Source organism: Bacillus sp. FSL K6-0972 (genome assembly GCF_037976035.1).
Classification (GTDB): Bacteria; Bacillota; Bacilli; order Bacillales; family Bacillaceae; genus Bacillus; species Bacillus haynesii.
In genome coordinates, this window is sequence record NZ_CP150260.1 from 1852289 (window position 1) to 1879070 (window position 26782).

General features: G+C 44.7%; 24 protein-coding genes. 19 read left to right on the top strand and 5 right to left on the bottom strand.

Annotated features, from left to right (window positions below):
- Positions 1–23 precede the first annotated feature (23 nt).
- The 12 genes from pgsA (at position 24) to MKX80_RS09460 (ending at position 12114) form a co-directional block, all read left to right on the top strand.
- Entirely contained in the window at positions 24–605 is a 582-nt protein-coding gene (gene pgsA / locus MKX80_RS09405) for a CDP-diacylglycerol--glycerol-3-phosphate 3-phosphatidyltransferase (RefSeq protein WP_043926425.1), read from the top strand.
- A 19-nt stretch (positions 606–624) separates the two neighbouring features.
- The gene (locus MKX80_RS09410) at positions 625–1875 is read left to right on the top strand and encodes a competence/damage-inducible protein A (RefSeq protein WP_234113025.1); all 1251 of its coding nucleotides are present in this window, start codon (positions 625–627) and stop codon (positions 1873–1875) included.
- A gap of 168 nt (positions 1876–2043) precedes the next feature.
- Positions 2044–3090, top strand: a complete 1047-nt coding sequence (gene recA, locus MKX80_RS09415; RefSeq protein ID WP_043926427.1) for a recombinase RecA — start codon at positions 2044–2046, stop codon at positions 3088–3090.
- Positions 3091–3431: 341 nt separating this feature from the next.
- Entirely contained in the window at positions 3432–4991 is a 1560-nt protein-coding gene (gene rny / locus MKX80_RS09420) for a ribonuclease Y (protein ID WP_075752751.1), read from the top strand.
- A gap of 86 nt (positions 4992–5077) precedes the next feature.
- Positions 5078–5875 (top strand): TIGR00282 family metallophosphoesterase, encoded by a 798-nt coding sequence (locus MKX80_RS09425; protein ID WP_003181930.1) that lies wholly within the window; start codon positions 5078–5080, stop codon positions 5873–5875.
- A 201-nt stretch (positions 5876–6076) separates the two neighbouring features.
- Entirely contained in the window at positions 6077–6337 is a 261-nt protein-coding gene (gene spoVS, locus MKX80_RS09430) for a stage V sporulation protein SpoVS (protein ID WP_003181955.1), read from the top strand.
- Positions 6338–6442: 105 nt separating this feature from the next.
- Complete coding sequence (locus tag MKX80_RS09435; RefSeq protein ID WP_154997386.1) at positions 6443–7363, top strand: dipeptidase; 921 nt, start codon at positions 6443–6445, stop codon at positions 7361–7363.
- 124 nt (positions 7364–7487) lie between these two features.
- Positions 7488–8531 carry an L-threonine 3-dehydrogenase gene (gene tdh / locus MKX80_RS09440; RefSeq protein ID WP_268310882.1) on the top strand — a complete coding sequence of 348 codons (1044 nt, stop codon included), beginning with the start codon at positions 7488–7490 and terminating at the stop codon, positions 8529–8531.
- A 15-nt stretch (positions 8532–8546) separates the two neighbouring features.
- Complete coding sequence (locus MKX80_RS09445; RefSeq protein WP_154997383.1) at positions 8547–9722, top strand: glycine C-acetyltransferase; 1176 nt, start codon at positions 8547–8549, stop codon at positions 9720–9722.
- 143 nt (positions 9723–9865) lie between these two features.
- Complete coding sequence (gene miaB, locus MKX80_RS09450) at positions 9866–11395, top strand: tRNA (N6-isopentenyl adenosine(37)-C2)-methylthiotransferase MiaB (RefSeq protein WP_154997380.1); 1530 nt, start codon at positions 9866–9868, stop codon at positions 11393–11395.
- 1 nt (position 11396) lies between these two features.
- Entirely contained in the window at positions 11397–11828 is a 432-nt protein-coding gene (locus MKX80_RS09455) for a RicAFT regulatory complex protein RicA family protein (protein WP_003181967.1), read from the top strand.
- A 76-nt stretch (positions 11829–11904) separates the two neighbouring features.
- Positions 11905–12114, top strand: coding sequence for a hypothetical protein (locus tag MKX80_RS09460; protein ID WP_154997377.1), 210 nt, complete (start codon positions 11905–11907; stop codon positions 12112–12114).
- Here the strand turns inward: MKX80_RS09460 and sigZ are convergent.
- The gene (sigZ, locus tag MKX80_RS09465; protein ID WP_154997374.1) at positions 12103–12633 is read right to left on the bottom strand and encodes an RNA polymerase sigma factor SigZ; all 531 of its coding nucleotides are present in this window, start codon (positions 12631–12633) and stop codon (positions 12103–12105) included. The genes MKX80_RS09460 and sigZ overlap by 12 nt on opposite strands.
- Before the next feature lie 152 nt (positions 12634–12785).
- On the opposite strand from sigZ, the gene MKX80_RS09470 reads away from it, so the two are divergent.
- The 5 genes from MKX80_RS09470 (at position 12786) to MKX80_RS09490 (ending at position 19887) form a co-directional block, all read left to right on the top strand.
- Positions 12786–13766 (top strand): aldo/keto reductase, encoded by a 981-nt coding sequence (locus MKX80_RS09470; protein ID WP_154997371.1) that lies wholly within the window; start codon positions 12786–12788, stop codon positions 13764–13766.
- 309 nt (positions 13767–14075) lie between these two features.
- Complete coding sequence (cotE, locus tag MKX80_RS09475) at positions 14076–14624, top strand: outer spore coat protein CotE (RefSeq protein WP_020451464.1); 549 nt, start codon at positions 14076–14078, stop codon at positions 14622–14624.
- A gap of 109 nt (positions 14625–14733) precedes the next feature.
- A complete protein-coding gene (mutS, locus tag MKX80_RS09480) occupies positions 14734–17343 on the top strand; it encodes a DNA mismatch repair protein MutS (protein WP_268342798.1) in 2610 nt (869 codons plus the stop codon).
- Positions 17344–17360: 17 nt separating this feature from the next.
- Complete coding sequence (gene mutL, locus MKX80_RS09485) at positions 17361–19274, top strand: DNA mismatch repair endonuclease MutL (RefSeq protein WP_268294108.1); 1914 nt, start codon at positions 17361–17363, stop codon at positions 19272–19274.
- A 331-nt stretch (positions 19275–19605) separates the two neighbouring features.
- The gene (locus MKX80_RS09490; protein ID WP_154997902.1) at positions 19606–19887 is read left to right on the top strand and encodes a putative quinol monooxygenase; all 282 of its coding nucleotides are present in this window, start codon (positions 19606–19608) and stop codon (positions 19885–19887) included.
- 180 nt (positions 19888–20067) lie between these two features.
- On the opposite strand, the gene MKX80_RS09495 is transcribed toward MKX80_RS09490, so the two are convergent.
- Together MKX80_RS09495 and MKX80_RS09500 are read right to left on the bottom strand one after the other, a co-directional pair.
- A complete protein-coding gene (locus MKX80_RS09495) occupies positions 20068–20199 on the bottom strand; it encodes a hypothetical protein (protein ID WP_261763602.1) in 132 nt (43 codons plus the stop codon).
- A complete protein-coding gene (locus tag MKX80_RS09500; RefSeq protein WP_154997904.1) occupies positions 20196–21296 on the bottom strand; it encodes a tetratricopeptide repeat protein in 1101 nt (366 codons plus the stop codon). The genes MKX80_RS09495 and MKX80_RS09500 overlap by 4 nt, the downstream gene beginning before the upstream one ends.
- 282 nt (positions 21297–21578) lie before the next feature.
- Here MKX80_RS09500 and MKX80_RS09505 point away from each other — a divergent pair, with 282 nt between their 5' ends.
- Both MKX80_RS09505 and MKX80_RS09510 read left to right on the top strand, forming a co-directional pair.
- Positions 21579–23474: a T7SS effector LXG polymorphic toxin gene (locus MKX80_RS09505; RefSeq protein WP_154997906.1), complete on the top strand. Its 1896-nt coding sequence runs from the start codon at positions 21579–21581 to the stop codon at positions 23472–23474.
- Complete coding sequence (locus tag MKX80_RS09510; RefSeq protein ID WP_261763604.1) at positions 23471–23950, top strand: SMI1/KNR4 family protein; 480 nt, start codon at positions 23471–23473, stop codon at positions 23948–23950. The genes MKX80_RS09505 and MKX80_RS09510 overlap by 4 nt, the downstream gene beginning before the upstream one ends.
- Before the next feature lie 1035 nt (positions 23951–24985).
- On the opposite strand, the gene MKX80_RS09515 is transcribed toward MKX80_RS09510, so the two are convergent.
- On the bottom strand, positions 24986–25978 hold the full coding sequence (locus MKX80_RS09515; RefSeq protein ID WP_268325433.1) for a GTP-binding protein: 993 nt from the start codon (positions 25976–25978) through the stop codon (positions 24986–24988).
- Between the two features lie 10 nt (positions 25979–25988).
- The gene (locus tag MKX80_RS09520; RefSeq protein WP_154997911.1) at positions 25989–26381 is read right to left on the bottom strand and encodes a (2Fe-2S) ferredoxin domain-containing protein; all 393 of its coding nucleotides are present in this window, start codon (positions 26379–26381) and stop codon (positions 25989–25991) included.
- Between the last annotated feature and the right edge of the window lie 401 nt (positions 26382–26782).

Here is a 26782-nt window from a genome sequence, read left to right on the forward strand (position 1 = left end):
CATACATATATGGAGGAACCTTTATGTTTAATTTACCGAATAAAATCACGCTTTCTAGAATCGCATTAATTCCTGTTTTTATGGTCATCATGCTTGTGCCGTTTCAGTGGGGGTCTGTCTCCTTCGGCAGCGAGTCGATTCCGGTCACCCATTTGATCGGCGCACTGCTGTTTATTTTTGCTTCCGTCACAGATTGGGTTGACGGCTATTATGCAAGAAAACTGAACCTTGTGACAAACTTTGGGAAATTCCTTGACCCGCTTGCAGACAAGCTGCTCGTGTCTTCCGCTTTGATTATTCTGGTGCATTACCATCTTGCTCCGGCCTGGATGGCCATTGTCATTATCAGCCGGGAATTTGCCGTAACGGGATTGCGGCTCGTCCTTGCGGGAACGGGGGAAGTCGTCGCAGCCAACATGCTTGGAAAAGTGAAAACATGGGCTCAAATTATCGCCATCTCTGCCCTTTTGCTTCACAATCTTCCATTTGAGCTTGTATCCTTCCCGTTCGGCTCTCTTGCTTTATGGGTGGCTGTCTTTTTCACAGTCGTATCAGGATGGGATTATTTCGCTAAAAACTGGGATGCTTTAAAAACATCGAACTAAACGTGGGGAAGTGGAAACAATGAAGTTGGAAAGAAAAGCGGAAATTATCGCTGTCGGTTCTGAGCTTCTGCTCGGACAAATCGCTAATACAAATGCTCAGTTTATCAGCAGGCATTTGGCTGAAATCGGCATTAACGTCTTTTATCACACGGCGGTGGGAGACAATCCGGAACGCCTTAAACAAGTTATTCAGACAGCACAGCAAAGGTCTGACTTCATCATTTTTTCAGGAGGCCTCGGACCGACGAAAGACGATTTGACAAAAGAAACGATCGCTGAAGTTGTCGGGCGCCCTCTTAAGCTTGACGATGAAGCCTTCGAATCGATTCAGGACTACTTCAAAAAAACGAACCGGGAGATGTCGCCGAACAACCGCAAACAGGCGCTGATCCTAGAAGGCTCCGACGTTCTGCCGAACCGCTTCGGGATGGCTCCGGGAATGCTGCTTGAGCATGAAGCGCGCTTTTATATGCTTCTGCCGGGACCTCCGAAAGAGCTGGAGCCGATGTTTGAAAACGAAGCGAAGCCGCTCATTTTGGAAAAGCTCGGTTCGAGGGAAAAGATCGTGTCAAGGGTGCTGCGGTTCTTCGGCATCGGGGAATCCCAGCTTGAAACCGATTTGGAAGATCTCATTGATGCGCAGACTAATCCGACAATCGCCCCGCTTGCGGCAGACGGGGAAGTCACGCTCAGGCTCACGGCAAAGCATGCGGATCCGGCGGAGACAAACCGCTTGTTAAAAGAAACGGAAGACCGCATCCTGGAGCGGGTCGGAGAGTTCTTTTACGGGTATGATGATACATCCCTCGCAGAAGAGCTTGCGAAAGCATGCAGGAGCAAGGGAATGACCCTGGCTGCTGCGGAAAGCTTTACAGGCGGGCTTTTTTCCAGCTGGCTGACGGAAATGAGCGGCGCTTCCGAATACTTCAAAGGCGGCGCCGTCTGCTACACTAACGAATTGAAAGTGTCAGCGGCCGGCGTTTCGGAAGACACGCTGCAGCGCTACGGTGCGGTCAGCGCGCAATGCGCAAAAGAACTCGCCGCAGGCATCAGAGTCAAAACAGGAAGCGATATCGGCATCAGCTTCACTGGAGTAGCCGGGCCGAATACGCAAGAAGGCCATCCGGCAGGAAAGGTGTTTATCGGCATCTCCGTGAAGGACCAGGCTGAAGAAGCGTTCGAATTTCAGTTCGCCGGATCCAGATCTGCGGTGCGGAAACGTTCTGCCAAATACGGCTGCCATCTGTTGCTGAAAATGATGGAAAAATAAGCGAAAAACGGGTTTTCGGAATATCTTTCTTATGAAAAAGGTCATTCCATTTTAGGAGATCGATTTTTTCCTCTTAAAAAAATCGAATATGCGTTCGCTTTTTTCTTGGCAAATCCGCGCAAACAAGGTATAGTAGATATAGCGGAAGTGATAAAGGAGGAAAATAGAATGAGTGATCGTCAGGCAGCCTTAGATATGGCGCTTAAACAAATAGAAAAGCAGTTTGGTAAAGGTTCGATTATGAAACTCGGCGAACAAACTGAAACGAGAATTTCAACAGTTCCGAGCGGTTCTTTAGCGCTCGATACGGCTCTTGGAGTGGGCGGATACCCGCGCGGCCGGATTATCGAAGTATACGGGCCTGAAAGCTCCGGTAAAACGACGGTGGCGCTTCATGCGATTGCCGAAGTTCAGCAGCAGGGCGGACAGGCGGCGTTCATCGACGCCGAACACGCGCTCGACCCCGTCTATGCGCAAAAGCTGGGTGTCGACATTGATGAGCTTTTGCTGTCACAGCCTGATACGGGCGAGCAGGCGCTCGAAATCGCCGAAGCCCTTGTCAGAAGCGGAGCGGTGGATATCGTTGTCATCGACTCAGTGGCAGCGCTTGTGCCGAAAGCTGAAATCGAAGGAGACATGGGGGATTCCCACGTCGGTTTGCAGGCCAGACTGATGTCTCAGGCGCTTCGTAAGCTTTCCGGAGCAATCAATAAATCGAAGACCATCGCGATCTTTATTAACCAGATTCGTGAAAAAGTCGGCGTCATGTTTGGAAATCCTGAGACGACACCAGGCGGAAGAGCGTTGAAATTCTACTCTTCTGTCCGCCTGGAAGTGCGCCGTGCAGAGCAGCTGAAACAAGGCAACGATGTCATGGGGAACAAGACGAAAATCAAAGTCGTGAAAAACAAAGTGGCACCTCCATTCCGGACAGCCGAAGTGGACATTATGTACGGGGAAGGGATTTCAAAAGAAGGGGAAATCATCGACCTCGGAACAGAGCTTGACATCGTTCAAAAGAGCGGTGCATGGTACTCTTATCAGGAGGAACGTCTTGGACAAGGCCGTGAAAACGCCAAACAGTTCCTGAAAGAAAACAAGGACATCCTTTTGATGATTCAAGAGCAGATCCGGGAGCACTACGGTTTGGATACTGGAGGCGTTGCTCCTGCTCAGGAAGACGATGCCCAAGCTCAGGAAGAACTCGAATTTTAATCATGAAACATGTGAAAGGCTGCCGGCCCGATCGGCAGCCTTTTCCTTTAATCTGCGCATTTAGGCGCAGCTCCTCTATCCACCCTCTTCATCCCGGCGGTTTGAAAAGGCGTTTAATCCAGAAACGTTAAGACCGTAAGCTTGACAAGTATTTCCCACACAATTACAATGAAATTGTATCACTTGTTTTTCTTAACATGATTGATAAACATTTAAACTTGACAAGGGCTGTGAAGCCGCTTCACTCCCTGTGAAGGTTCTGTATGTTGAGAAGAAGTACAATGTACATGCCGACACTTACTTTTAGCAAGACAAGTTCATAGCAAGAGGAGGTGAAAGTTATGAATCCTTTAGCAATTCTCATCTCCATTTTGCTGAGCCTATTCTGTTTAGTTGTTGGCTACTATGTTCGTAAAATCATTGCCGAAGCAAAAATTTCAGGTGCGCGAAATGCAGCCGAACAAATTCTTGGAGACGCAAAGCGGGATGCTGAAGCGTTGAAAAAAGAAGCCCTTCTTGAAGCAAAGGACGAGATTCATACGCTTCGGATAGAAGCTGAACAAGAAGTTCGTGAAAGACGAAATGAGCTTCAAAAACAAGAAAACCGTTTACTTCAAAAGGAAGAGAACCTTGACCGAAAAGATGAATCATTAGATAAACGGGAAGCGATGTTGGAGAAGAAAGATCATTCTCTGAATGAACGACAACAACATATTGAAGAGATGGAAAGCAAAGTGGATGAAATGATTCGTATGCAGCAGTCAGAGTTGGAGCGTATTTCAAGTCTGACGCGAGATGAAGCGAAGCAAATCATTCTGGAACGGGTTGAAAACGAGCTTTCCCATGACATCGCGATCATGATGAAAGAAAGTGAAAATCGAGCGAAAGAAGAGGCTGATAAAAAAGCGAAAAATATTCTTTCATTGGCTTTACAGCGCTGTGCGGCAGATCATGTGGCCGAGACAACAGTTTCAGTTGTCAACCTTCCAAATGATGAGATGAAAGGCCGCATTATCGGACGTGAAGGACGTAATATCCGTACATTGGAAACATTGACGGGGATCGATCTGATCATCGACGATACGCCGGAAGCCGTTATCCTTTCAGGATTTGATCCGATCAGGCGTGAAACAGCCAGGATCGCTCTTGATAAACTCGTTCAGGATGGCCGCATTCATCCTGCCAGAATCGAAGAAATGGTTGAGAAATCCCGCCGTGAAGTGGATGATTACATCCGCGAAATGGGTGAACAGACGACGTTTGAAGTTGGAGTTCACGGGCTTCATCCCGATTTAATCAAAATCCTCGGCCGCTTGAAGTTCAGAACGAGCTACGGACAGAATGTACTGAAACATTCAATGGAAGTGGCGTTTCTGACAGGCTTGATGGCTTCAGAGCTCGGAGAAGACGTGACGCTCGCAAAAAGAGCAGGACTTCTTCATGATATCGGGAAAGCGATTGACCATGAGGTGGAAGGAAGCCATGTTGAAATCGGAGTGGAACTGGCCACCAAGTATAAAGAGCATCCAGTTGTCATCAACAGTATCGCATCTCACCACGGAGATCAGGAGCCGACTTCCATCATCGCCGTGCTCGTGGCTGCAGCCGATGCGCTGTCTGCCGCAAGACCTGGCGCAAGAAGCGAAACGCTCGAAAACTATATTCGCAGGCTTGAAAAACTGGAAGAAATCTCTGAATCGTACGAAGGTGTTGAAAAATCATTCGCGATACAAGCGGGACGAGAGGTGCGGATCATGGTCAAACCTGACTCAATCAATGATCTTGAAGCCCATCGTTTGGCGCGTGATATTCGAAAACGAATTGAGGACGAGCTTGACTACCCTGGACACATCAAGGTAACTGTGATCAGGGAAACAAGAGCCGTTGAATACGCAAAATAAAGTGGTGCGAATGCGCCACTTTATTTTTTTGTTTCCTTGTGTAACACTATGATTAAAACCTATTTTAAAAAAGAAAGGGTCAAATTATGAGAATTTTATTTATTGGAGATGTCGTCGGTTCGCCCGGCAGAGACATGATCAAAACCTATTTGCCGAAGCTGAAGCTGAAATATAAACCGAATGCCGTCATCGTCAACGGAGAAAACGCAGCACACGGAAAAGGCATTACCGAAAAAATATACCACCAGCTCATCCAAGCGGGAGCCGACGTTCTCACAATGGGAAACCACACATGGGATAAAAGGGAAATATTTGATTTTATTGATGACGCGCCGCAGATCGTCAGACCTGCCAATTTTCCCGAAGGCACGCCTGGAAAAGGCATCACATACATAAAAACAAACGGTTCGAAGGAACTGGCTGTGATCAATTTGCAAGGCCGCACATTTCTGCCTGCGATCGATTGCCCATTTCGAAAAGCTGATGAATTAATAGAAGAAGCGTCAAAAAGAACGCCGTTCATTTTTATCGATTTTCATGCCGAAGCGACAAGCGAAAAGCAGGCGATCGGCTGGTATACGGACGGCCGCGTTTCAGCGGTTGTCGGAACGCACACGCATGTTCAGACAGCCGACAACCGCATTCTTCCGAAAGGCACGGCATATATAACAGACGTGGGGATGACTGGTCCTTACGACGGCATTCTCGGCGTCGACCGCGAGACGATTATCAAGCGTTTTAAAACGAGCCTGCCCGTCCGTTTTGAGATTGCCGAAGGCCGCACAACACTGAGCGGAGTTGTTATTGACATCGACGAACAGAGCAAGAAAGCAGTTAAAATTGACCGGATATTAATTAATGATGACCACATGTTTTTTGAATAACTGAACAGAAAATCATTTTAGAAAAATATTAAAAGGAAAGCAGGAATATCCCGGTCCTATAGTGAATATAGTAAAAATGGAAGGTACCCTGCTATTTTTGAAAAGCAATTAAAAGGGGATGGCTTTGAAAATAGCAACATCTAATAATGATTGTTCTAATGAACACTCACTTATCCATTGTAAACTTAAGGGGGAGCAGGAATGGAAATATTAAAGGTTTCAGCAAAATCAAATCCAAACTCGGTCGCAGGTGCGCTCGCAGGAGTCTTGAGGGAACGAGGAGCTGCAGAAATTCAAGCAATTGGAGCCGGGGCATTAAATCAGGCTGTTAAAGCGGTAGCGATTGCGCGGGGATTTGTAGCGCCGAGCGGTGTCGATCTGATTTGCATTCCGGCGTTTACGGACATTCAAATTGACGGTGAAGAACGAACAGCGATTAAGCTAATCGTAGAGCCTCGCTGATAGAAAAATCACTCTTTTTCAAATGCTTCAACCTGCTTACTTTCACGTAAGCGGGTTGTTTTTGGTTTGGCCGTTTTTGAAAAATGCAGCCGGGAGAGGATGAACGTGAAGATTTTTGATGCCCATTCTGATTTGCTGCTGAAGCTCTGGAAAAATCCGAAGCTCAATGAATACAGCGACCCGTCGCTTCAAACGCCTGTTCAGGCGCTTTTAAACGGAAAGGCGAAAGTGCAGTGTCTGGCGATTTTTCTGCCTGAAACCGTACCCGACACAATAAGGCTTGAAATGGCGCTTGTCCAAATCCAGCTGTTTCACGAAAAAATTGCAAAGTACAAACGGATCAAACTGATCAAAAATAAAGCCGATATCGACAAGCTCAAAAGCGATGAAACCGGCATCATTTTAACGATGGAAGGCTGTGAGCCGATCGCAAAAAACTTAAGGCTGTTTGACATCTTTTTTCAGCTCGGAGTCAGAAGTTTCGGCCTGACATGGAACTGGGCCAATACGTTCGCAGACGGCGCTTTAGAAGAAAGAAACGCCGGCTTGACTTCTTACGGGGAAAGGCTGATTCGTAAGGCGAACAAAAACCGGGCATGGACAGATCTCTCCCATTTATCCGAAAAAAGCTTTTGGGGTGCGATTGAAACGGCGGCGTATCCGATCGCCTCTCATTCGAATGCCCACAGCCTTTGCCCTCATCCGAGAAATTTAAAAGACGATCAAATCAAAGCGCTTATTAATAAGAACGGTGTCATCGGCTTGACATTTGTCCCTGAATTCGTGAGAAACGGAAAAACGCCTGTGATCAAAGATATCCTCTCACATATTGACCATGTCTGCTCTTTAGGAGGCGAGCGGCATATCGGATTCGGATCTGACTTTGACGGCATCGACCGGGTCATTCCGGGTCTGGAAGCCCACAAAGATTACGGGAATCTGGTCGAAGCGCTGCAGCGCTCATATACACCAAGTCAAGTCGACGGATTTCTCTTTCAAAATTTCATCAGCCGCATCCCATTTTAAAAAAATATTATACATTTTTTAGAGGGTGTTCATATGTTTTTCTCAGGAGGACACTGGTGTTTACCAAGACCGATTATCATGCTACAATCCTTTTGTAAAGCGATTTTACAAAGGGGGTCTGTTCATCTTGGACGGAAATATGAAAGCGCTTATCAAGAAGCCGGGGGAGCCGGGCGCCAGCTTCGAGCTCGTCCCGATTCCGAAGATCGACAAACACGAGGTGCTGATCAAAGTCAAAGCTGCATCGATTTGCGGAACCGATGTCCATATTTATAATTGGGATGAATGGGCGAAAAGCAGGGTTAAACCGCCTTATGTGTTTGGCCACGAATTTTCCGGCGAGGTTGTTCTAGTGGGGGAAAATGTGACTACGGTACAAGAAGGGGAGTATGTTTCGGCAGAAACGCACATCGTTTGCGGAAAGTGCCTGCCGTGTTTGACCGGAAAAGAGCATGTCTGCAGAAAAACGCTGATTCTCGGTGTCGATACAGACGGCTGTTTTGCCGAATATGTCAAAGTGCCCGCCGCAAACATTTGGAAAAACCCGGCCGGCATGCCTGAGGATCTCGCTTCTATTCAAGAACCGCTCGGAAATGCCGTGCATACGGTTCTGACGGGAATGACGGCTGGAGTGAAAGTCGCTGTCGTCGGCTGCGGACCGATCGGACTGATGGCCGTGGCAGTTGCAAAAGCGTCAGGGGCGGCACAGGTGATCGCCATCGATAAAAACGAATACAGGCTCGACCTTGCATTGCAAATGGGGGCAACCGATATCATCTCCGTTGAAAAAGAAGATCCGCTCAAAAATGTAAGCGCTTTAACAGGTGGTGAAGGGTCGGACTTGGTTTGCGAAATGTCAGGCCATCCGACGGCAATCCGCCAAAGTTTAAAAATGGCGGCAAACGGAGGGCGGGTTCATGTCTTAAGCCTGCCTGAGCATCCCGTATGCATCGACATGACAAATGATATCGTCTTTAAAGGATTGACAGTCCAGGGAATTACCGGCCGCAAAATGTTTGAAACGTGGAGACAGGTCAGCGGTCTCCTTCAGTCCGGTACGATTCAAATCAAGCCTGTCATCACCCACTGTTTCCCGATGGAAGAGTTTGAAAAAGGCTTTGAACTGATGAGAAAAGGGCAATGTGGAAAAGTCGTACTGATACCGTAGAAAGGAGAGATTAATATGAAAGAATTCAATTTTTTAGCTTCCGAGCTTGATAAAATGAAAGAAAACGGAACTTTTCAGGAACTGCCGATCATCGAATCACTGCAAGGATCAACCGTCAAAATGAAAGGAAAAGACATCATTCAGCTTTCATCCAATAACTATCTCGGTTTGACGTCTCATCCGCGCCTCCAAAAAGCGGCCGAAGAGGCAGTCAAACGGTACGGAGCTGGAACCGGATCGGTCCGTACAATAGCCGGAACATTCACCATGCATGATGAGCTCGAAAAGAAGCTCGCTTCATTTAAAAACACTGAAGCGGCACTCGTATTCCAGTCCGGTTTCACCGCAAATCAAGGCATTCTTTCAAGCATCCTCACCAAAGATGATATTGTCATCTCAGACGAATTAAACCATGCTTCCATCATTGACGGCATCAGGCTCACCAAAGCGGGCAAAAAAGTATATCAGCATGCGGACATGGAAGATTTAGAAAAGATTTTGAAAAAATCAATGAATTACAGAATGCGGCTTATCGTTACAGACGGCGTGTTTTCGATGGACGGGGACATCGCGCCGCTGCCCGAAATCGTCCGGCTCGCTGAACAGTATGACGCATTTGTCATGGTCGACGATGCGCATGCATCCGGCGTTCTCGGCGAGAACGGGCGCGGAACGGTTCACCATTTCGGGCTGGACGGGAAGGTTCACATTCAAGTCGGCACGCTCAGCAAGGCGATCGGTGTTTTAGGAGGCTATGCGGCCGGATCCAAGGTGCTGATCGACTATTTAAAGCATAAAGGAAGGCCATTTCTCTTCAGTACTTCCCATCCGCCGGCCGTCACTGCGGCATGCATTGAAGCGGTCAATGTGCTGATGGAGGAACCTTCATTGATTAAAAAGCTTTGGGACAATACCGCGTACTTCAAAAAAGAGCTTGAAAAAATGGGCCTTCCGCTGATCAAGAGCGAAACGCCGATCACGCCGATTTTGATCGGTGATGAAGCTGAGGCGTGCCGGTTCTCAAACACGCTTTTTGAGCTCGGTTTATTTGCGCAGGCCATAGTTTTTCCGACCGTCCCGAAAGGCAAAGCGCGGATCAGAACGATCATGACCGCCCAACATTCGAAAGAAGAGCTCGATAAAGCGCTTGAAATCATTGAAACCGGCGCCAAAAAAGCGGGTCTGCTTTAAACTCATCGATTTCTTTTTGAACAAAGCAAATAACCATTGATAATCATTTTCAGTTAGTGTACAATGATGGGTTCTGGGTTGTGCTGACAACCGAGAACCTTTATACTGAAGAGTGGAGCTTTGTTTGAAAGGAGATCAAAAACATGAATGAGAAACAGCGCATTGAAAGCGGACAGGTCAATCCATCGGACAAAAAATCCGAGAAGGATTACAGCAAGTACTTCGAAGCTGTTTATGTTCCGCCTTCATTAAAAGATGCGAAAAAACGCGGCAAAGAAGAGGTTAAATACCATAACGATTTTAAAATTTCCGAGCAGTACAAAGGGATGGGTGATGGACGGAAGTTCTACATCCGCACATACGGCTGCCAGATGAATGAACACGATACAGAAGTCATGGCCGGTATTTTCATGGCGCTCGGCTATGAGCCGACCGATTCGACTGAAGATGCCAATGTGATTCTGTTAAACACATGCGCCATTCGCGAAAATGCGGAAAACAAAGTATTTGGTGAAATCGGCCATTTAAAAGCTTTGAAAAAAGACAATCCGGATTTGATCCTCGGCGTCTGCGGATGTATGTCCCAGGAAGAATCAGTCGTCAACCGGATTTTAAAGAAACATCCGTTCGTCGATCTGATTTTCGGTACACACAATATCCACCGCTTGCCGGAACTTTTGTCAGAGGCTTATCTGTCAAAAGAAATGGTTATCGAAGTGTGGTCTAAAGAAGGCGATGTCATTGAAAACCTTCCGAAAGTCCGCACCGGCAAAATCAAAGGCTGGGTCAACATCATGTACGGCTGCGACAAGTTCTGTACGTACTGCATCGTGCCGTACACAAGAGGAAAAGAACGAAGTAGACGTCCCGAAGAAATCATCCAGGAAGTGAGAAGGCTTGCGGCTGAAGGCTACAAAGAAATCACGCTTCTCGGACAGAACGTCAATGCTTACGGCAAAGATTTCGAGGATATCGAATACGGACTCGGCCACTTAATGGATGAGCTCCGCAAAATCAATATTCCGCGTATCCGCTTCACGACAAGCCATCCGCGTGATTTTGACGATCATCTGATCGAGGTGCTCGCAAAAGGCGGAAACCTTCTGGACCACATCCACCTGCCTGTTCAGTCCGGAAGCTCGGATGTCTTGAAACTGATGGCGCGCAAATACGACCGGGAACGCTATCTTGATCTTGTCGCCAAAATTAAAAAAGCGATGCCGAACGCGTCTTTAACAACGGATATTATCGTCGGCTTCCCGAACGAAACAGATGAGCAATTTGAAGAAACGCTTTCTTTATACAAAGAGGTTGAATTTGACAGCGCCTATACGTTCATCTACTCGCCTCGCGAAGGAACGCCTGCTGCAAAAATGAAAGACAATGTTCCGATGCGCGTGAAAAAAGAACGGCTTCAGCGATTAAATGAAGTGGTCAACGAAATTTCCGCGAAGAAAATGAAGGAATATGAGGGGCAGGTTGTCGAAGTGTTAGTAGAGGGTGAAAGTAAAAACAACCCTGATATCCTTGCCGGCTATACACGGAAAAACAAGCTTGTCAATTTCAAAGGACCAAAAGAAGCGATCGGCCAGCTTGTCAACGTGAAAATCCACCAGGCGAAAACTTGGTCGCTTGACGGGGAAATGGTAGGAGAAGCAATCGAGGTGAAATAAAGTGACGCTTTATACGAAAAAAGAGATTGTTGCAAAAGCGCGGGAACTCGCAAAAATGATTGCCGAAACGGAAGAAGTCGACTTTTTCAAAAAAGCGGAGGCACAGATTAATGAGAATGCCAAAATAACGGGCATTATCAACCAAATCAAAGCCCTGCAAAAGCAAGCTGTCAACTTTAAACATTACGAAAAGCATGAAGCGCTTAAACAAACGGAAGCAAAGATTGACGCGCTTCAGGAAGAGCTTGACGAGATTCCGATCATTCAAGAGTTCAGAGACTCTCAAATGGAAGTCAACGACCTTCTTCAGCTTGTCGCGCATACAATATCAAACCAAGTGACAAACGAGATCATCACATCGACCGGGGGAGACCTGCTGAAAGGCGAGACCGGTTCAAAAGTGAAAAATTCATCACCGAGCTGTTCTCTATAATTTGGCGGCGCCTTTTAAAGGCGCCTAGCTTGTCGACAAAGCCGTAAAAAACGTTTTTGATTGACAAGCTTTTTTTATGGAAGCACAGGCGAGGCTCGAATTCGAGCCTGCTGTTCACTCGGCCTTGTCGGGGGACAGAGTGACGCGCACCGGCGTGCTGGTGCTGAGTGAGGCCGATCATGCCCTGAAGTTCTATATGGCGGTTTTTGCCAAGTCTGTTCGCTTTTTAAACCTGTCAACTAAATCGGGTTCCGGAGCCGATCATGCACTCAAGCTATTCTTTTAAAATACGAAAATCGACGATATTTCCATATCGATCTGATTCAATATGACAGCATCCCATCATCAGCTGTTTTAATTTTGCCCTTCCCCGTTGCACTCTTGATTTTGCCCCGGAATAAGTAATCCCCATTTTTTCACACAACTCTTTTTGTGATAATCCTTGGATTTCGGTCAGTTCAAGCGCCTGCCGATACTTTTGGGGCAGTCTATTTATGCTTGAGCGAATACACGCAGCCGCTTCCTTCGTATAATTTTCCCCGTCGAAATCGCCGGGGAATTCAAAATGCTCGGTGAGTTGTTCAATTGATTTTTCTGTGCGATAAAAATCAATAATGGTATTTCGGGTAATCCGATAGATCCAGCCGGGGATTTTTTGTTCATCATGTACATTCGGGAGGTGAATTTGGATTTTCATAAAAACGATTTGCAATAGATCATCAACCATCGAATGGTCATGTACTCTATACGTAATAAATTTTTTTAACGGTTCGTGATATTGATTCCACAGTTCCTCTACATTCAATTGAAAAATCCTCCTGCTTAACATTTTCTTTATTTTTGCGTCCTTTTAAAAGCTGCTTCGTCCTTTATATCGTAACAGGAAGCTGGAAGGTTGTTGAATCATTTGCTTTCCAGTAAGCCCTGCTGCAAAAAATGAATGGGGAGAGGTTTGTTTTGAAATATACCTTTTTAGGAAGAACAGGTATGCGCGTCAGCCGCTTATGCCTGGGAACGATGAATTTTGGGGTCGATACAGACGAGAAAACCGCGTTCCGAATCATGGATGAAGCGCTTGATGCGGGTATTAATTTTTTTGATACTGCGAATATCTACGGCTGGGGAGAGAATGCAGGATTGACAGAGAGCATCATCGGAAAATGGTTTGCAAAAGGGGGACAGCGCCGTGAGAAAGTCGTTCTGGCGACGAAAGTATATGAACCAATTTCTGATCCGAACGACGGTCCAAACGATGCGAGGGGCCTGTCTCTTTATAAAATCCGGCGCCATCTGGAAGGGTCGCTGAAGCGGCTGCAGACAGACCATGTAGAATTATATCAAATGCACCATATCGATCGGCGGACGCCGTGGGATGAAATATGGGAAGCTTTTGAAAGCCAGGTTCGATCAGGAAAGGTTGACTATATCGGCTCAAGCAACTTCGCGGGGTGGCATTTGGTCAAGGCGCAGGCTGCAGCTGAGAAACGTAATTTCATGGGGCTTGTGACAGAACAGCATAAGTATAGTTTATTAGAGCGAACGGCGGAAATGGAAGTGCTTCCGGCAGCACGAGATCTCGGGTTGGGTGTAGTAGCGTGGAGTCCTCTTGGAGGAGGGCTGCTCGGAGGCCATGCGCTGAAAGGTGCTGTCGGAATCCGGACAGCCAAAAGGGCAGACCTCATTGAAAAACACCGCTCACAGCTTGAAAGATTTTCGTCTTTATGCAAGGAGCTTGGGGAGAAAGAAGCCAACGTTGCTTTGGCATGGGTGCTGGCAAATCCGGCGTTGACCGCTCCCATTATAGGGCCGAGAAACGCAGAACAGCTTCGGAATGCAATCAGAGCTGTTGAGATCAGTCTGGATGAGGGCATACTCAGCGAGCTGAGCGACATCTTCCCCGGACCCGGAGGGGAAACGCCTGAAGTATACGCTTGGTAGCAGAGTGCTATTAGATTAAGAATAATGTAGACACAACATCATAAAGTAAACTAAACTTTTTCAAATGGATGTTGACAACAATGTGGGCGCCATTTTTTTATTCAATTTCCCGCCGTGACGGCTTATTGAAAAGATTCGGTTTTCGGTCTGTCTTTTTCTTTTCTGATTTTAAGTCAAGTTTATCCTTTTACCTGCATACACTTAAACAGATTCATTATATGGGAATGTTATTTTGATTTCTCATGGAACGCACATTAGACGAATGCCCAGCATAGGATAATACGAGGAAAAACAAGGAGGCATGACCGAATGTCTGAATACAGGGAAATTATAACTAAAGCGGTGGTCGCGAAAGGCCGGAAATTCACCCAGTCCACTCATACAATCTCCCCTTCGCAAAAGCCAACCAGTATTTTAGGCGGTTGGATTATCAATCATAAGTATGACGCCGAAAAAATCGGAAAAACCGTGGAAATTGAAGGGACATATGATATCAACGTCTGGTATTCATATGCGGACAACACCAAAACCGAAGTTGTGACAGAACGCGTTTCCTATGTTGATGTCATTAAGCTCCGGTATCGCGACAAAAATTACTTAGATGATGAACACGAAGTCATTGCGAAGGTGCTTCAGCAGCCGAACTGCCTTGAAGTGACCATTTCTCCGAACGGAAACAAAGTGGTTGTACAGGCGGAAAGGGAATTTTTATCAGAGGTCGTCGGCGAGACGAAGGTCGTCGTTGAGGTCAATTCTGATTGGACGGAAAGCGATGAAGAAGAAGCGTGGGAAGAAGAACTTGATGAAGAACTTGAGGATATCAACCCGGAGTTTTTGGTCGGAGATCCAGAAGAATAAAAGGAAGCTAGGGAAACACCGCCCTAGTTTCTTTTTTTTAGCATGAATCTTTATGGTATAATGAGAGTTGGAATTAATAGAAACGTTTATACATAGTGAGGGATTAAATATGGCAGGCTACACGCCTATGATACAGCAATATTTAAAGATTAAGGCAGAGTATCAGGATGCCTTTTTATTTTTTCGTCTTGGAGACTTTTATGAAATGTTTTTTGAGGATGCAAAAAAGGCGTCCCAGGAACTCGAAATCACGCTGACGAGCAGAGACGGTGGATCGAGCGAAAGAATCCCGATGTGCGGGGTTCCTTATCATTCATGCTCTTCGTATATCGAACAGCTGATTAAAAAAGGCTATAAAGTCGCGATCTGTGAGCAGGTGGAGGACCCTAAATCGGCCAAAGGAGTCGTCAAAAGGGAAGTCGTGCAGCTGATCACACCCGGCACCGTGATGGACGGCAAAGGGATTCATGAAAATGAAAACAACTTTATCGCCTCTGTCAGTGAATTTCAGCATACATACGGGCTCGCTTTTTCCGATTTGACGACGGGCGAGAATTTAGTGACGGTTATCGAAAGGCTTGATGATGTCATTTCCGAGATTTACTCTGTCGGAGCGAGGGAAATCGTCGTCAGCCGCAACCTTGACGAGAAAGAAGTCGCGCTGTTGAAAGAGCGCTGCGGCGCCACGATTTCTTTCGAGGATGAACAAACAGATGAAGTGCCTGACATTGTGAACGGACTGGCGTCCAAAGAGCTTGTCGATACGTTTATGAGGCTCTACGTCTACTTGAAGCGGACGCAGAAAAGAAGCCTTGACCACCTTCAAAATGTTCAGGCTTACGAGCTCGAAGAAGCAATGAAAATCGATTTGTACTCGAAACGCAATCTTGAACTGACGGAAACGATCCGTTCGAAAAACAAAAAAGGCTCGCTTCTTTGGCTTTTGGATGAAACGAAAACGGCAATGGGAGGGCGGCTGTTAAAGCAATGGATCGACAGGCCGCTGATCAGAAAGGGACAGATCGAAGAGCGCCAGGAAATCGTCGAAACGCTGATCGTCCATTTGTTTGAGCGGGAAGATTTGCGCGAACGGCTGAAGGAAGTATACGACCTTGAGCGGCTCGCCGGAAGGGTCGCATACGGCAACGTCAACGCCAGAGATTTGATCCAGCTGAAGGAATCGCTGAAACAAGTGCCGGCCATCAAACAGCTTGTCGGCTCCCTCGACCATCCGAAAGCAAAAGCGCGCGCCGAGAAAATCGATCCGTGCGGTGATCTTTTGAATCTTTTGGAAGATGCGCTATACGAGAATCCGCCGCTTTCATTAAAAGAGGGGAACTTAATTAAAGACGGCTATCACGCGAGGCTTGATGAATACAGGGACGCAAGCAAGAACGGAAAGGACTGGATCGCAAGGCTTGAGCAGCAGGAACGCGAGTACACGGGAATCCGCTCTTTAAAAGTCGGCTTTAACAAGGTGTTCGGCTATTATATTGAAGTGACGAAAGCGAACATCCATCTGCTTGAAGAAGGTCGCTATGAACGGAAGCAGACGCTGACCAATGCAGAACGCTACATCACACCGGAGCTGAAAGAAAAAGAAGCGCTGATTCTCGAAGCGGAAAACAATATTTGCGAGTTGGAGTATGAGCTGTTTTCCGAGCTTCGCAGCAAGGTGAAGGAATATATCCCGCGCCTGCAGCAGCTGGCAAAAATGATGAGCGAGCTTGATGTGCTCCAATGTTTTGCGACGATCAGCGAAAACCGACACTATGTTAAGCCGGAGTTTTCCGAGGACGTCGTTCAGGTGATCGACGGACGGCATCCGGTCGTAGAAAAGGTGATGGACAGCCAGTCTTACGTTCCGAACAGCTGTGAAATGGGGAAAGGCAGACAGATGCTTTTAATCACCGGGCCGAATATGTCCGGGAAAAGCACATATATGAGACAGATGGCGCTGATCTCCATTTTGGCGCAGATCGGCTGTTTTGTTCCTGCCAAAAAAGCGGTGCTGCCGATCTTTGATCAGATCTTTACGAGAATTGGTGCAGCGGATGATCTTATATCCGGACAGAGCACGTTTATGGTGGAGATGCTTGAAGCTAAAAATGCGATCGTTCATGCGACGAAAAACAGCTTGATTTTATTTGACGAAATCGGCCGGGGTACGTCCACTTACGACGGAATGGCGCTTGCACAGGCGATCATCGAGTACGTTCACGAGCATATCGGCGCGAAGACTTTATTTTCCACTCACTATCACGAGCTGACGTCCCTAGAAGAAAAACTGGCCGATTTGAAGAACGTCCACGTTCGTGCGGAAGAATACGAAGGGAAGGTCGTTTTCCTTCACCAGATAAAAGAAGGTGCAGCAGATAAAAGCTACGGTATCCAAGTCGCACAGCTGGCCGAATTGCCCGACGGTTTGATCAGCAGGGCGAAAACGATCCTGAAAGAGCTCGAATCCGGCGTCAAAGAAGCGGCTCCATCAACGGCTCCGAATACGGTAAAAGAGGCGGCGGGAGAAGTCGCGGCAACTGTTGCAGATCAACCGGCCCAGCTGTCATTTTTTGAGACGGACAAGCCAAAAGAAAAAGAGACGAAGCTCTCCAAAAAAGAGCAGGCTGTTTTAGCCGAATTTAAAACGATGGATCTGCTCGATATGACGCCTATACAAGTCATGAATGAACTGTACAGGCTGCAAAAAAAATTAAAGTAACAAAGAGGTGACCCAACTTGGCAAAGATTGTTCAGCTGCCTGACGATTTATCGAATAAAATCGCGGCGGGTGAAGTAGTGGAAAGGCCTGCGTCGGTCGTCAAAGAGCTTGTCGAAAATGCAATCGATGCGAACAGCTCCGTGATTGAAATCGATGTTGAAGAAGCGGGTCTCGCCTCGATTAAAGTGCTTGACGACGGCGAAGGGATGGATCCAGAAGACTGCAGAACGGCTTTTTTGCGTCATGCCACAAGCAAAATCAAAGACGAAAACGACCTGTTTCGCGTCAGAACGCTCGGATTTCGCGGAGAAGCTTTGCCGAGTATCGCGTCTGTCTCACACTTAAGCATTAAAACGAGCACCGGAGAAGGGGCAGGCACCCATTTGACGCTTCAAGGGGGAAGAATCATTTCCGAGCAAAAAGCGTCAAGTCGCAGAGGAACTGAAATTACGGTTACCAATCTGTTTTTCAATACGCCGGCAAGGCTGAAATATATGAAAACGATCCATACGGAGCTTGGTAACATCACAGATGTGGTCAACAGAATTGCCCTTGCACACCCGGAAGTTTCGATCAGGCTGCGTCATCAAGGGAAAACGCTTCTGCAGACAAACGGAAACGGCGATGTCCGCCACGTGCTTGCGGCAATTTACGGCACGGCGGTTGCCAAAAAAATGCTTCCGCTTGAAGCGAGATCTCTTGATTTTGAAGTGAAGGGCTATATCGCCCTTCCTGAAATCACGCGCGCATCGCGAAATTACATGTCATCTGTCGTCAACGGCAGATACATTAAAAACTTTCCGCTCGTGAAAGCGATCCACGAGGGCTACCATACGCTTCTTCCGATCGGCCGCCATCCGATCACGTTCATTGAAATCAATATGGATCCGCTGCTTGTGGATGTCAACGTGCATCCGTCAAAGCTGGAGGTCAGGCTGAGCAAAGAGACGGAGCTTCACGAACTGATTCGCGACGCCATCAAAGACGTCTTTAAACAGCAACAGCTCATTCCAAGCGTGAAAGTCCCGAAAAAAACCGCACCTCTGATCAATAAACCGGAGCAGCAAAAGCTTGATTTCGACCAGGTACGAGAGCCGGCACCTCTTTCTGATCCTGATGTTGAAAGAGAATATAAGTCGGAGCCTTCGTTTTCGGCGATGAAATTAAGCTCGCTTGTCAAAGACCCGCCGCCTTCTTCCGCTTCCGAAGAGCGCGAAGAAAGCATTCTGCAGGACACCGAGCCTGAATGGCCCGGAGCTGAAGAGTATACGCCTGATGCCGAGCCGGCCGCACAAGCAGAACCGGAACAGGCAGGAGAAAACGTCCAAGACGAAGAGACGCCAAAAGAAAGGGTGCCGATCATGTATCCGATCGGCCAAATGCACGGCACATACATTCTCGCCCAAAATGAAAACGGGCTGTACATCATCGATCAGCACGCCGCACAGGAGCGGATCAAATACGAATATTTCCGTGAAAAAGTCGGGGAAGTCGAACCGGAAGTCCAGGACATGCTTGTGCCGCTGACATTCCATTATTCAAAAAATGAAGCGCTGACGATCGACCAGCACTTGGACGACTTAGCCAAAGTCGGCGTCTTTCTCGAATCGTTCGGCGCCGGCAGCTATATCGTCCGATGCCACCCGACTTGGTTTCCAAAAGGGGAAGAAACGACGATCATTGAAGACATCATTCAGCAGGTCCTTGATGACCGGACGATCGACATCAAAAAGCTGCGCGAAGAAGCCGCAATCATGATGAGCTGCAAAGGCTCCATCAAAGCCAATCATCACCTGCGGGACGACGAAATCACCGCCCTGCTCGATGAGCTGCGCAGAACATCCGACCCATTCACATGCCCGCACGGCCGGCCGATCATCATCCACTACTCCACCTATGAGATGGAGAAGATGTTTAAGCGGGTAATGTAATTTCTAATCGCTCATAACCCTTGATAGAGCAACGGTTGTGAGCGATTTTGATTTTATTGACCACATTTTGACCTCATTAACACTGGATGGGTTGCTTTAATTCTTGCCGTCTGTGAGAAGAAAATTAGGAAGCGGCATGTATATCGTCTCAGTATTCGCTTTAAATCTAAGAATTGCGGATACGGAAGGGATTTAAATAAAAGAGGGCTTCTCTTTGAGATGAAGCCCTTTTTTAAGTGGAAACCCATAGGGCAACCATTAGACAAATTTCATAATTTGAGAAAATGTTATAATGAAAAGCCATGAAATGATTTGAAGAGGGGGAATTTTGATGCATTACATAACGGCATGCTTAAAAATCATCAGTGATAAAGACCTTAATGAAATAATGAAGGAATTCAAAAAACTTGAGGAAGAAACGAACAAAGAAGAAGGGTGTATTCAATTCCATGCTTATCCGCTTGAACCATCAGAACGCAAAATAATGCTTTGGGAGATTTGGGAAAACGAAGAAGCTGTTAAAGTCCATTTCACGAAAAAACACACAAAAGACGTTCAAAAACAAGAATTAACGGAAGTAGAATGGTTAATGAAAAGTAATGTGAATGATTAAAAGGCTCCTTGAGATTGCTATGGAGATGGGCTGAAAAAGGATAAATACTATCAAATCAAACGGCGGGTCATTTACAACCTCACGACAGCTCTCGGGTTTATCTGAGGGCTGTTAAGAACAAAAAAGCAGACTCTTTAGAAGTCCGCTTCAGTAATTAATCTGAAACACAGATTTTCTTTTTTATCCGGTGATTGCTTTTTCAGCAACATGAAACCCATGTTCTTCCCCAAAGTTACTCGCTTTTTCAAAAGTGCCAAAAGCAAAAGTGAGTGTAAGGATGCTTAATACGCCGATGATACTTAATTTTTTCATGCTAACGCCTCCGTTACTTTCAAAATTTGGTTTTTCGCTTTTAATGCTCTTTTTAAATATTCAACAGCCTTGGATAAATTTCCTTGTTTTAAATAATATTCTGCAATTTGTTCTTCAAGTTCTGAAATATCTGGCCATAAATTTTTTTGTTCGAGGTACTGTAATGATTCGTTCACTGCAGCATCATTATGATGGTCATATAAAGAATGAATCAATTTTAATTTTGCTTGGTATTCATCTTCGCCTGTTGAATCTGCATGTTCAAGGCCTTTCTCATACCAGCTTCTAGCTTCTTTTGTTCGGTCATTTCTATACAACAGGCTTGCCATCATATAAAGGGTCCGGACTCCATTTATTGACTCAATATGTTCTGTGATATGGATCGCTTTTTTTAAATATTCTTCAGCTAACCCGGAAATGTTTTTCTTGTCATAAATTAATCCAAGGTTATGATATAATATGCCAACCAATCTATAGTATTTTGCGCTTTTTGCTTCATTCAACGCTTTTTGGTAATGCTCTTCTGCTGCACTAAACCTGTACATGTCATATAAATTAGCGCCAAGGGTCATCTCACATTGAACAGATCTAAGTTTATAATCCGGGTGCTCTTGAAAAATACTTCTTGCTTTTTGTGCGTGGCTTATTGAAATAAGGTGTTGATCTATCTGGTAGTAAGCTTCAGCAATCTTATAATGAAATTCTGCATGCTCAATTTGGTCAGGGATATTGCGAAGTTTTGCTTCTGCCAGCTGATAAAAGTTAATGGCTTCAACATAATCTTTTTTATAGAATTCATAAACTCCTGAAAAAAACAAAGAATAATAGACAATCATATTATCCGTATTTTCCGCTCCAATCGCCTTTATACTTTGATAGAGTTTATCGGACTCCTCAATTTCTTCAGTCATCAGCTTATATCTAAAATCTAATAAATTAAAGTAGAGCAGCAGATCTTGGTCTTGATTCATGTGCTTGATGAGACTTTGTATTTCTTCTTTTAAAGCAGAGGCTTCTGTGATTTGGTGGCGTTTAATCATTCCATACCAGTGATTTAGCATCTTTGCAACTTTTTCAGATGCGAGTTTAACTTCCAATGAAATTTACATCCTTTCTTTTGTCTATTTAAAATTTTCTAAAAAATAAGTATGTAGCATTTCCTTTTTCTTCATATGGTTCATTTTACAGATTTAATTGATTTTTGACAATCTTTTTCCTATTTTACGTGATTTTTGGAAAGGGACATTTTTCGGTTTAGGTTAATCGGCATGAATAAAATGATTCATTTTCATGGATTGACAGGATTTATTCACCAATTCCTTTCCGTAAAGTGGTAAAATATTTCATGGTATGTCACTTTAGTATTATAGGAGAATGCTATGAAAACTCTTGATGTTCAGGCGTTGCACAAAGCCATTGATCAAACGCTGGAACAATTAAAACATCAATCAGACGAAATCGACAAAGTCAAAAAAAGCGTTGAGGAAATCGCATCACTTGATGAGGCTTTAAAAGGAAAAGGCGGCGACGCGATCCGTGCCTTTTACGAGGAGTGCCACACCCCTTTTTTGCGGTTCTATGATACTTTCATAGAGGAATACATTTCCACGCTAAAGAAATTGAAAAGCGCGCTGAATTCTCTTGAACCAAACCACAACGGATTTATTTCGCAAACCTTTCTCGAACACGAGCTGGAACAAGGGGTGAATGCTGCGGACCGCACAACGAAGCGTTTGGTATCTAAAACAAATGCCACGATTGCAAAAGTCAGTCACATTGTCGATTTGCCTGATTTGAATGACAGCGATTTTCATGAACAGAACAGGAAAGCATTAAAGGAAATCAATCAGACAATTGAAAAGCTGCATACCTTCGACAGGGAACAGGCAAGTGCCCTCAAAACCGCCGAAAACGACCTGGAAACGATGCAGAGATACATAAGCCGGCTTGAAAAAATGTACACAGGCCCTAAAATTGAAATTACCGGCTATCAAAAAGGCTCGATTTTAAAGCCGGATGAGATGGATGCTTTGAGCGGGGGCCAGGAGACAGCGATGGGCGTCATGTTGGATAAGCTGGATAAGAGATCGAAGCTTGAAAAAGAGGCTAGCAAAATAGAACCTATGAGTCATACTGATACGTTGAAGAAAAAACTTGAAAAGTTGTATGATGATCCGGATGAGTATCTTAAAGTTGCAAAAGAGATTGGATATGATAATCTTACATCTGAACAAATGGAATACGTTTCATTTCTTGAAAGACGCCAGACAGTCATGCAAAATCCTCTTGAAGTAACCTCAGAAGATGGGAAAGAGGCTTTGCAGAATATAGGTAATGGCATAAAAGGTTCGTTTGATGCTCTATATGAATTGGGAAAGGATATTAAAGATGGCACAATACAACTAGGGTGGAATATCGGATGGACAATTGACCATTTACATAAAGACCCGCAAGTCGTTTTAGACACGGTTCTTGGATACGATTATAAAGGCGCTTTTATGAGTATGGTTGACACGTTGGAGGAAAAGTGGGATGAGAAAGTAGTACATGGGGATGCGTATTCAAGAGCGCATTATTTTACTTATGCGATCGGCAGCCTTTGGGGATTAAAAGGTGGAAAATCTTCTGTTTCAACAGGCTCGAAAGATCTTGCAAAAGTGGGGAAAGCTGCGGTTAGCGAGGCGAAGAAAGCTGGTAAGACTGTAAAACAGTCAATTAAGCCACCTAATAATCGTTACACTCCTGCATTGCAAGGGATTCTTCAGGATGCACCGAATTCTATTAACGTGAAGAATACACCTCTGATACGTGAACTGCTTGAGGATAAGAAAAAGAGTGTGTTTGTGCAAGCTGCTCCATACACATTTAAAGATTCTTCAGGCGTAACAAAAACAATTAGTTTAAAAATGGGACATCTCAAAAACAAAAAACATCCTATCACTGGCGTTCCGTATGATAAAAATGGATTTCCAATCTTTAAACATGTTGGAGAAGTAAAAATTGATAAGAAATTTTACAAATCCTCTGATGCGGTTCAATTTAGACAGGCAACACTACTATTAAAAGAAAAGTTAGAGAAAAAACCCGAATTAAAAAAGGCCTTTACCGAAAGGCAATTGCAACAAATATCAAAAGGAAAAAAACCTGAAGGATATACTTGGCACCATCACCAAAAAGATGGAATTATGCAACTTGTTGATTCTGATATACATGGTAAAACGGGTCACACTGGCGGCCGAAATATTTGGGGCGGAGGTTCCCAAAATAGAAAATAGATAGTTATAAGGAGGAGTTTAAAATGGTAGAATGGGACTTTGCAGAATCTCCTGTAAATGAGGAGCAAATTCAACAGGTTGAATCTAAATTGGGAATTAAATTTCCAAAAGATTATAAAGAGTGTGTTATGAAAAATGGAGGAGGTACACCTACTCCTGAAGTTTTCGATGCTGGTGAAAGAAAAGACGCAGTCTTTGGTTATTTATATAGTTTTCATGAAGATAGCGACTCTTTTATTATTAATGCCTATAATCGATATAGAGATGGAAGAATGGCAGATAGGTTAATTCCTATTGCTGATGATGCATTTGGTAATGAGATTTGCTTTGATTATAGAGCTTCTGAAACAAACCCAACTGTGGTTTTTTGGGATCACGAAGAAGCATTTGAGAATCCAGAAGCAGCGGTAACCTATGTCTGTGATAATTTCACTGAATTAATTAACAGTCTAAGAGAGTATGAAGAAGAGGAATAAAGGGAAGATTTTTTATGATACACTTAAATTTTTAGACCATCTCTACGTTGGTATAGCCTTCTGTGTGGATAGTAGAAATAATTATTAAGCACTTAACTTTGGTTGAGTGCTTTTTTTATATTCACATCCGAGAAAAATCCGACAAAAAGGGGGATAAAATGGGGGACTTTTTTATCCCATTTTGTCATACCTTTCCCTTATCAAGTGTGAACTCGGATGTATCGTTTCTCGCGGACATTATCTTGGGACGATATGGGGGTTGACGGAGGCCGGTCCTACTGTCGTATCAGGCTCAAAAAGTCTTGGCAAAGCTGGCAAGGCTGCAGCCCAAACAGCAAAGAAAATTATTAATTCTGTTAAACAGAAGAAATTTTATCTGAAGAGCTCACTGGGGAATACTTCAATTCTCTAAGTAAGCAGTTTCCTATAACAAGTTGGGCAAGAATTGATTGGGAAAAGGTAAAAAACAAAAAGAGAATTGAATATTCTGATGAATTATTCAAATGGTTAGAAGATAACGGTATAACTGACACTTCTGTCATTATTCTTTGGAATCCTTCTGATGATCCGGCAGTTAAGACTACTTTAGAAAACGCCTTAACTGTTATTGATGACGTAACTGCGGTTGGTTCAGATACGTTTATGTATAGTGAACTTGGCTATGTCATTGAGTTTTACCATGATGGAGAAGTGACAGTAGGAATGGCAAACTGAAGTTAGACATTAATTATGGGCTTCTTGCGTCGGGTTTATTAACCTTTGTTGGTATTTCCCTCCCATGTCTTAACAAGCACTTAATCCGTTGATTGAGTGCTTGTTTTCTATTATCCGACAAAATGGAGGGCCTTTTTCAAAAAGAGCGGCTGTAAACTATGCAGCGCGATATCCAGGGGACGCAGGGAAGCCCTTATAAGAACAAAAAGAAAAGCAGGCAATAACCTGCTTAAAAACTCATTTTGCCCTTGAAAAAGACTCGCAAAATCAAATCTTGGGTCTTTCCATTAAGCAAAGAGAGAGCCAACAAAGCGAGAAATATCACTTTGCTATGCAATTTTTAAATTGCCGCTCCAGTTCCTCTTTGTCCAAGTCCTTTCCAATGAAAACAAGTTCGCTTTGTTTTTTCTCGTTTTCGTTCCACTTCCGGTCCGGACGTCCTGAAAACAGCATATGAAGCCCTTGGAATACGATTCGATATGCTTCCCCTTTAATATAAAGGATTCCTTTATAACGCAATAATTCTTCTCCTTTTTCCCGTACGAGATAACTCATCCAATGATCCACCTTTGCCAAATCAAGAGGCTTCTCTTCCCGAAAAGCAATAGAGGACACTTTATCATCATGATGGTGGTGATGATGATCCTCCAGAAAATGAGGATCGATTTCAATTTTTCGATTGACGTCAAACGTATTGATCCCCAGTACATCTCTTAAATTGATGTTGCAATCTCTGGCATGCAGCCTTTTAGCCGTAGGATTAATGTTGACAAGTCTTTGCTCCAAGGATTTCAGATCGTTATTCGATACTAAATCTGTTTTATTGAGGATGATGACGTCAGCAAATGCGATTTGCTCTTGAGCTTCATCCTGATCATCCAGATGTCTGGTGATATGCTTGCTGTCTACTACCGTGACGATACTGTCAACTTCAAATATTTCGGATAACAGTTCATCCATAAAAAAAGTCTGGGCAACAGGTGCTGGGTCAGCCAATCCCGTTGTTTCGATTAAAACTCGATCAAATGCAACTTTCCCTTGATCCATTGAGAATACAAGAGTTCTCAGAATACGAATCAAATCTCCGCGGACCGTGCAACAGATACAGCCGTTGTTCATTTCTAAAATTTCTTCTTCAGAATCAACGACGAGCTGATTGTCTATCCCGACTTCTCCGTACTCATTAACAATAACCGCAATCTTTTGATTGTGTTTTTCTGTAAGTATTCGATTTAAAAGTGTGGTTTTCCCGGCACCTAAATATCCAGTGAGAATCGTGACAGGAATTTTCTTTTTAGTTAAAGGCATGATCATTTGACTCCATTTAAAATTTTTTCGATACTTTGATTACTTTTTCTTTGTCTTTTGGAACTCCGGCGATGACGCCGGATGAACGCTCGAAACGTTGGTCATCATACAAATGGCTCGCTTTTTCTGTATAATCTTCATTGGTACAAAGCGAGTCAATCAGGAGGGGGACATCCTCAGGTTTTAAATCTTTATACCAAGTTCCTTTCGGGTAGTGGATGACCACGCACTTATCTTGGCATCTACCATTACACCGCGTGCGCGTTGTATGAATGACATCGTCAAGCTCCCGGTCTGAGATTTCTTGCCGAATCACTTGAGTCAGTTCCTCAGCTCCGGCCCGATTGCAGCTGCTGCCGTTGCAGATAAAGATATGATGTTTCATATTACTTAAATCCCATGTCGCCATATGTATCTTTCCTCCAAATAAAACAGAATTATTACGATTTGAGAGCGGTGAAATGATAAAAAACTAAGCAAGCCCCGGTCGATAACTGTCCCGAAAGGTGATACCGATAACCGGGGAGACGGTGGGATAAGCTCCGCAGTCTTTCTTCGTCACCTTGAGCTTTTCACTCCTTTCGCAAGCTCTCTATATTTCAGCCTTCTCTTGCCGCCTTTAGTTGTTTATTTATATGGTCTCTTTCAATATGGCGGAAAAAAACGTAATGATTACGATTTAAAAATCATTTTATCTCTTTTTCAAGTCAAACGCAAATAGAAGAGGCTAAACGATGCCAATGAGATCTGAGCAGCTTCTTTTCCAGCCGCATCTTTCCAGTGAGAAGTTCTGAGAGCCTATCTGGCTCA

What these genes read in the sequence shown, in the direction of transcription:
- MKX80_RS09410 (WP_234113025.1), top strand. Translation starts at nt 625, where the DNA reads ATGAAGTTGGAAAGAAAAGCGGAAATTATCGCTGTCGGTTCTGAGCTT.
- MKX80_RS09515 (WP_268325433.1), bottom strand. Translation starts at nt 25,978, where the DNA reads ATGATCATGCCTTTAACTAAAAAGAAAATTCCTGTCACGATTCTCACT.
- cotE (WP_020451464.1), top strand. Translation starts at nt 14,076, where the DNA reads ATGTCTGAATACAGGGAAATTATAACTAAAGCGGTGGTCGCGAAAGGC.
- MKX80_RS09495 (WP_261763602.1), bottom strand. Translation starts at nt 20,199, where the DNA reads ATGAAAAAATTAAGTATCATCGGCGTATTAAGCATCCTTACACTCACT.
- MKX80_RS09445 (WP_154997383.1), top strand. Translation starts at nt 8,547, where the DNA reads ATGAAAGAATTCAATTTTTTAGCTTCCGAGCTTGATAAAATGAAAGAA.
- MKX80_RS09505 (WP_154997906.1), top strand. Translation starts at nt 21,579, where the DNA reads ATGAAAACTCTTGATGTTCAGGCGTTGCACAAAGCCATTGATCAAACG.
- rny (WP_075752751.1), top strand. Translation starts at nt 3,432, where the DNA reads ATGAATCCTTTAGCAATTCTCATCTCCATTTTGCTGAGCCTATTCTGT.
- MKX80_RS09460 (WP_154997377.1), top strand. Translation starts at nt 11,905, where the DNA reads ATGGAAGCACAGGCGAGGCTCGAATTCGAGCCTGCTGTTCACTCGGCC.
- MKX80_RS09520 (WP_154997911.1), bottom strand. Translation starts at nt 26,381, where the DNA reads ATGGCGACATGGGATTTAAGTAATATGAAACATCATATCTTTATCTGC.
- spoVS (WP_003181955.1), top strand. Translation starts at nt 6,077, where the DNA reads ATGGAAATATTAAAGGTTTCAGCAAAATCAAATCCAAACTCGGTCGCA.
- recA (WP_043926427.1), top strand. Translation starts at nt 2,044, where the DNA reads ATGAGTGATCGTCAGGCAGCCTTAGATATGGCGCTTAAACAAATAGAA.
- miaB (WP_154997380.1), top strand. Translation starts at nt 9,866, where the DNA reads ATGAATGAGAAACAGCGCATTGAAAGCGGACAGGTCAATCCATCGGAC.
- mutS (WP_268342798.1), top strand. Translation starts at nt 14,734, where the DNA reads ATGGCAGGCTACACGCCTATGATACAGCAATATTTAAAGATTAAGGCA.
- MKX80_RS09490 (WP_154997902.1), top strand. Translation starts at nt 19,606, where the DNA reads ATGCATTACATAACGGCATGCTTAAAAATCATCAGTGATAAAGACCTT.
- MKX80_RS09425 (WP_003181930.1), top strand. Translation starts at nt 5,078, where the DNA reads ATGAGAATTTTATTTATTGGAGATGTCGTCGGTTCGCCCGGCAGAGAC.
- pgsA (WP_043926425.1), top strand. Translation starts at nt 24, where the DNA reads ATGTTTAATTTACCGAATAAAATCACGCTTTCTAGAATCGCATTAATT.